This is a genomic window from Lutibacter sp., from assembly GCF_040883305.1.
GTDB lineage: Bacteria > Bacteroidota > Bacteroidia > Flavobacteriales > Flavobacteriaceae > Lutibacter.
Window position 1 is genome coordinate 1 of record NZ_JBFLKT010000222.1, and the last position, 5,758, is coordinate 5,758.

The following is a 5,758-nucleotide window of genomic DNA, read 5'->3' on the forward strand; positions in this document are numbered from 1 at the left end:
CATTATTTACTGAAACAAGTTTTTTGTCTTCTTCTTTAAATAGAGTTCCAATAGTAGTTGTTTTTTTTGAAACTTCATTTACAATAACTATTGCAACAGTTTGCCCTATTACTTCTTTTTCATCTAAAGTTATAAGTACTAATTTAGCTTGTTGCTTTTTAGTGTTAACTTTTACACCACCCATTTGCGCACTAAACTTGTTTGGCATATTAAATTCTTGAGATATTGTTTTAGTATTTTCAATATCCCAATTGTTAAAATTAGTTGCAAGATCGAGGTTAAAATCAAATTTGCTTAATGGGCTTTTCTTAGAAAATAACATTTCAAAAGAAAATTTGCTATATAAATTTCCAATACTAATCTTTAAAGAATTCCATAAAAATTTTTGCTGACTATAAAGTGGTTTATAATAATCTGCAGCATCATATTCAATTAGATCTTTAAGTTTAATACCAGATGCCACTAAATATTTTATCCAAATAGATGTTTTGTATTCATACCCTTGGTCTGTCCAACCTTTACCTCCAAGTCCTTTTTTACTACCTGAAGAATTTATTGAATATCTAAGGTAGTCGCTTCCAGTAAAATTCGACATTTTATCTTTTTGACTTGGCCAAGCAATTTCATAAGCTGCGTATTCAGCTGTTGCCTCTATAAACCAATTATTGGCTGGTCTAGCCATTCCTAAAACTCCATAATACTGAGCTTGTACTCTATGAAATAGCTCATGAGCAAGTACAATTTGTGCTCTTTTATAATCTGAAGTCTCAAATGATGGTATATGTAGTCTTTCGTAAATTTTTTCATAACTTGGTAAACCTTGTGAATTATTAGAAAGAGGATTTTCAAAACTAGAAACTTTAGAATAATAAGAGTCTAATTTAACCGAAATAGGATTTTTATAAGTACTGTTAAACATCTGCTTATCAGATGCTGGATTTGAAAAGCCTGCTTCAACATACCTTTTTAAACTGGTTTCCAAGAAATAGCCCATATCTTGAATGTAATTTGGATACTCTTTATTATAGGAATAAGTTGATCTTGTAAAGGTATGTTTCCAAGTTTTATTATTAAAATGAAGACTATTTTCTATGGTACTTTTTGAATAATAAATTCTAAAATTTCCTTCTGGAGTAATATACATATTGTTCCATATACGCTCATTAAGTTCTTCAAATTTTTCATTTATTTTATCATTAGTTTTTACTACTTCATCAATTAGCGTGGAAAAAAAACCTATAGGAGAAAAGTGATCTACAATTGCAGAAACTATATTATTTTCTTTATCAATATGCACAGGTAAACTTACCCAACCACCACCTTCTTCATCCCAACGAAAAGCGTCTAATTGCTCTTCAATAGTTAAATTTGGATTTAATTCATTGGTATCAAATTTATATGATAATTGAACTGGTTTCTTTGGTTGCTCACCGTTATCGAGCGTAAGATCAACCAAAACTAATGGTTTACGATCTTCAACCATTATAGTTTCATTAACAGAAGCCTTACTTATTGCAAGTGATTGTTCAAAACTACTAAAACCAGCTGGAATATTAACTTTTATTTTATTACCATAGTTAATTTCTTGAAATTCATTTTTAGGAGCTATTGTATACCTAATTGTTTCAGCAAGAACAAGATCAGATTTACGAACTTTAATTGCAGGTAATTTCATTGCTGCTTCTGAAATAGTTGATTCTAGTTCAGCTTTTGTTGTTGTTTTATCTACAATTAGATTTTCTTCAGCATCTCCAATAAAATATAATATTGTTAAACCAACAACCAAAATTCCAACAATCCATAATACTGTTTTAAGTAGTTTTTTAAAACAACCTGGCTTTTCTTTTTTTTCAGAATAAATCGGTTTGGTAACGGTACTTTTAAGTTCTTTCTTGTAAACTTTTGCTTTTGGTTTATTAATTGCCTCTTTATTAAAATCTGTTTGTTTTTTTTCATTACTAAGCATTTCTCCACATTCAGGACAAAATTTATCATCCGCTTTTACAGAACATTCGCAGTTAAAACAAACATTTTTAGTTGTTTTTATTAAAGGCACTTTTTCGCCACATGCTCCGCAAAAACTTGCACCTTCAGAAATTTTAGCACCACAATTTGAACAAAAACTTGATTCCATACTAATTAACTTTTCTTATTACCACTAACAATAAGTTTCACATTTATAATAATTAACAGCACAAGACATATAATAACAATTATAAACAACACATCCGCCCCCACAAACTGTATCAATTGGATTATATATGAAAATGCAAGAATTGCTTGCAACACCAAAACTATCTTTGCAATTATATTAAAAGGCTTTTCCTTTTTCTTACGGAAAAAATAAATAACCCCAACTATTACAGAAAATATAATAACTCCAGTAATTTCATCGCTTCCCGAATTAAAAAGCACAAGAAGAATGTTTATTATAATATAAAATAAGATCCATTTTTGACCTTTTGTAGAAGTTTTACTTGTTGTTTTATTAGTAGCTTTATTTGTTATTTCTTGTGTTGGTTTAGGCGCATTATTGTTAGTTTTTGAAAAACCATCTTCTATAATTTTTTTTGCTTCATTTTCTACAAATTTCTTTGCCTCAGTTCCTGCTGAACGCGGCTCTTCTACAGAACTTTTAAGGCTATCTTTTAAAGATTTTGAGACTCTTTTATGCATTGTATCTTTATAAGCAGCATCCTTATTCTTATCTGGTTCAATATCTTCTTTTAGAGTTGAAATGCTTGCTCCGCAACCTGTGCAAAATTTAGCACCTTTAATAATCTCTGTTCCGCATTGTGTACAAAAAGCCATATTTTTTTATTTAAGTTATTTTATATCCACAATTTGAACAAAATCGTGCACCTTCATTTAATTTATTACCACATTGAGAACAGAAAATAGGTTTAGAACTATTAAGTACTTCTTCGTTCAAAGTGGCTTGTTCTTGTATAGGATTAACCCCAATTTCTATATATTTTTTTAAATATTTTTGAAGTGTTTTGCCATCTATATTAAAAATACTGAAATCATTATCGCCTTCTGTAACAATTACAAACAAAGCGGATGCAGCTATAGTAATAAACTGTGTGTTATTCGCTGAATTACTGAGCATAAATCCTTTGTCCCACCAAACAATTCCTCTTAAATACCAAGTCAACTCTTTACCAATAAAGTAAACATCTTGTCCTTCTACTTCATCTATATATCCAATCAATTCCTTATGCGCTAGTTGTGCTATACCCAATTCTAATGTCTCTTGAGTAAGATCTGTTTGATTTGTAAGGTTTTTCCAATGTTGCCACCAAGTATTTTCATGAGTACACAAATTGCTATCTTGCATAATTCGTGTTAAACTATCAGTTGTAAAAGTTAATAGTTCATCTGGTTCCCAATCTTGTGTTGGTGCAGGATATTTTTCGATAAAAAGTTCTACTAAAAGTGCAAATACATGAAATGCATCTGCAGACAAATGCCTAATTGAAGTATTCTGAAAATCCATAGCTGGATAATCTAATAAAGCATTTGTGGCGAAATGTTCAAAATCTGAATAATTGTTAAAAGCTTCGAAGCGTATGGTGTTTTGAGATGTTGTACCCAAAAGAGATACTATTTCACCTGTTTTATCTCCATACAATTGGTAAGTTTGAATTACTGTTCTACGTTGTATCTTTTTATATTCCAATGAAATAATAGGATTTTTTAGCACCCTAAAATTAGCCTGAAGATCTTCTAAAAACGGTAACTTTCTCCATGATAAATCTTGATCTAAGGCTAATTCCATTTCGTAGAATTCTTCTCCAATCAGATTTATAAGTCTTTCATCAGATAAACCCGCTTTAAGAGCAAGTTCTTTAAATTCGGTAGCTAATAATTCCATTATACTTGTTCGTTTTTTAACCAAAAATTCTTTCTAAAATGCTTTTTTTAGGAAGATTTTTTAATGATTTAAATTCGTTTTTAACATCTTTCATTACTTCTTCTAGCCCATTCTCGTAACCCAAATTTTGCAATTTTTTATGGGTTTGTTCCATTTTTTTTGGAGTCATATCTACATCAGTTGGCTGATCTTCTATAACTTTCATGGCATTTTCTAATTTTTTACTTGTTGGTTTTGTTTTAAAATTTTGTTTTTCATAACCTTGTTTCACTTTTTTAATAGTGTTGGTGGCTTTTTGTGCTTGAGCATATTTTTCTGGAAGTTCACCCGCATTTTTTACTTTATTAGTATACATGTCGCCCATACTGTCAGGGTTTTTTAAAACCGATTTTCCATCCTTAACATCTATAATATTAGGCTTACCTTGAGTTCTTTCTCCAGTTTTTGGGTCAATCCCTTGATCAGAGTAATCAATATTAGCTTCTTCACAAGTAAAATCAGTAGCTAACTGTTGTTTACGTGCCGCCCAATCGGCATCCGAAATATGTGGTGGCTTGTCTGTTAATTCACCAAAAATACGTTGCGATTTGGCTTCAAATACTTTTCGAGATACTTCAATTTTAACTACTTTCCCATTTTTTAATTTTACTATTCTCACTACTCGATAATCTCTATCTGTATTAATAGTATCACTTGTGTCTCCTGGTGTTCTAAAATCATCCACTTCTAAATTTTTAGGATCCATTTTTAATTCTTTAGCCAATTCCTCTATCAGTCTCCTATCATGTTGATCATATATTTTTTTTCTCGATCTGTTGAAAGCTTTTTTAAGTTCAGGACTACCATGTTTTTTTATAGTACGTACCAAAGCAGGATCTTCCATTATTTGTAGCACCTTTTTTTTATCAATATATTTTGTGCCTAATTTATCTGTTTGAATTTCTTGTTGCAGCTCATTTAGTTTTTCCTGAACTCTTTTTGATTTTATTTTTGATGTTTTCTCTGCATCGTTATCGCCTGATTGGTTCTTATTTTCGTCAGTCTTGTTTACTTCTCTTTGTGTTTTTATTTTATTCATTTCTACACTTAGAAAACGAATTATGGCTTCATCACGTAATTCACGAGCTGTCATTTTAGCAGCTTCAGGTATAGATCCAGTTTTGTAATAAAATGCTGCAAAAGTTGCACCTGCAAAAAGCGCCCAAACTTTCCATTTACTCCCTTTATAAACACGTTCAATATTTTGAGTATTGATAGCTTTTCCCTTTGCAACACTAAAAGCCATTTCTTCAAGAGTTTTAATTTCGTGGTCAATAAAATCTTGAAAAGATTTACCCTCAATAACCATAGCTACAATGGTAAGAAAAGTTTCTTTAAAAGTGCTTGCAGCTAGGGCTCCTCCTGGACCTGTAAATGTTGCCAATAGTATTTGAAAAGCCAAATCTCCCATCCATACTACCCAATCTAGTGTATCTATTATTGCATCACACCAATTGGCAATGGACAAATATCCATCTCTTTTATTAATCAGCAAATCGTGAGCAATGCTCCATATCATATTACGGAATTTTACCAATCCCTCTACATCTAACTTGTATTTATGGGCTTCCAATCTCGCCAGCATATCTTTTCTTTGGCTAGAATCGGGTATATATTCCCATATAGTATCTTTACAATTTTTATAAGCAATATTCCACTCAGGAAACTCTTCGCCAATACCATAACTTCTAACAACCAATTTTATAACCTTATTATATGCTTCTGGATTTTGAGTACCGTGTGTAGCTGGAGCTTTTACTTCATATAATAAATTATAATAATCACCAAAACCAGGGAATTTTAGCGGCGCTTCCCAATAATAGCTTGCTTTTATAACATTAG

At 30.9% G+C, this 5,758-nt stretch carries 4 protein-coding genes; all 4 read right to left on the bottom strand.

The features are described from left to right. Positions 1–2,134 (bottom strand): zinc ribbon domain-containing protein (locus tag AB1Z17_RS07040; protein ID WP_368051091.1); only part of this gene is annotated, 2,134 nt, incomplete at its 3' end. Positions 2,135–2,139: 5 nt separating this feature from the next. Beyond that, positions 2,140–2,811: a zinc-ribbon domain-containing protein gene (locus tag AB1Z17_RS07045; protein ID WP_368051092.1), complete on the bottom strand. Its 672-nt coding sequence runs from the start codon at positions 2,809–2,811 to the stop codon at positions 2,140–2,142. A 10-nt stretch (positions 2,812–2,821) separates the two neighbouring features. Then, positions 2,822–3,877: a zinc ribbon domain-containing protein gene (locus AB1Z17_RS07050; protein ID WP_368051093.1), complete on the bottom strand. Its 1,056-nt coding sequence runs from the start codon at positions 3,875–3,877 to the stop codon at positions 2,822–2,824. Between the two features lie 16 nt (positions 3,878–3,893). Next, a partial coding sequence (locus tag AB1Z17_RS07055) for a hypothetical protein (RefSeq protein ID WP_368051094.1) occupies positions 3,894–5,758 on the bottom strand: 1,865 nt, incomplete at its 5' end.